A 1,085-nucleotide genomic window follows, 5' to 3' on the forward strand; every position below is an offset into this window, starting at 1 on the left:
AAAGACAAACTGATTGAAGTAGCTCAGACTGTACCTGATCGTACCCTGCTTGATGCTGGCCGCGGCAACCCTAACTTCCTTGCGACCTTGCCACGCCGTGCCTTCCTTCGCTTGGGTGATTTTGCCCTTGAAGAGTCTGAGCGTACCTACTCTTACCTAAACGGCGGTTTCGGCGGCATTCCTGATGGCTACGGTATTGTTGAGCGTTTCGATACCTTTGCCAAGCAGCATAACAGCGCAGAGGGCGTTCAGTTCCTACAAAAAGCACTGAGCTACACCAAAGACCGTCTGGGCATTGATAAAGATATCTTCCTGAATGAACTAGTGAATGCCTTCCTTGGCTGTAACTACCCAGTGCCAGATCGCATGCTGACTAACATCGAGCAAGTTGTTAAGCAGTACATCGGCCAGGAAATGTACGGCAAACTGCCAATGAGCAATGACTTCGACCTGTTTGCAACCGAAGGCGGTACCGCCTCAATGACTTACAGCTTTCAGTCTATGTTCAACAACGGCCTGCTGAAAAAAGGTGACAAGATTGCCCTTATCACGCCAATCTTCACGCCGTACCTGGAAATCCCAGAGTTGGCAGAATACGAGTTGGAAATTGTCGAGCTACGTCTGGACGAAGTGACTTGGCAGCTACCAAAATCGGAAATCGTCAAGCTTGAAGACACAGATATTAAACTACTGTGTGTGGTTAACCCTGCTAACCCAGCGTCAGTAAAAATGTCTGACGAGACACTGGATAACATTGCTGAATTGGTGGAAACCAAACGTAAAGACTTGTTCATCATCACTGATGATGTATACGGCACATTTGCTGATGACTTCGTCTCTCTCTTTGCAAAATGCCCGTACAACACGCTATGTGTGTACTCGTTCTCGAAATACTTCGGTGCAACAGGCTGGCGCTTGGGCGTTATCGGTATCCAACACGACAACGTATTCGACGATGCACTACGTATGCAGAGTGAAGAGCAAAAGCTACTGCTGGATGAGCGCTACAAAACACTGACACCAGAACCACGCACTATCAAGTTTATTGACCGCATGGTTGCCGAGAGCCGTGGCGTTGCACTGAA

General features: G+C 48.4%; 1 protein-coding gene. It reads left to right on the forward strand.

Annotated features, from left to right (window positions below; genetic code table 11):
* Positions 1-1,085, forward strand: a 1,085-nt coding sequence (locus ACXAGQ_RS29055; protein WP_475258729.1) for a bifunctional aspartate transaminase/aspartate 4-decarboxylase, incomplete at both ends; no start/stop codon positions are given.

The sequence above is a fragment of the Photobacterium sp. ABD4_091 genome (assembly GCF_056160145.1).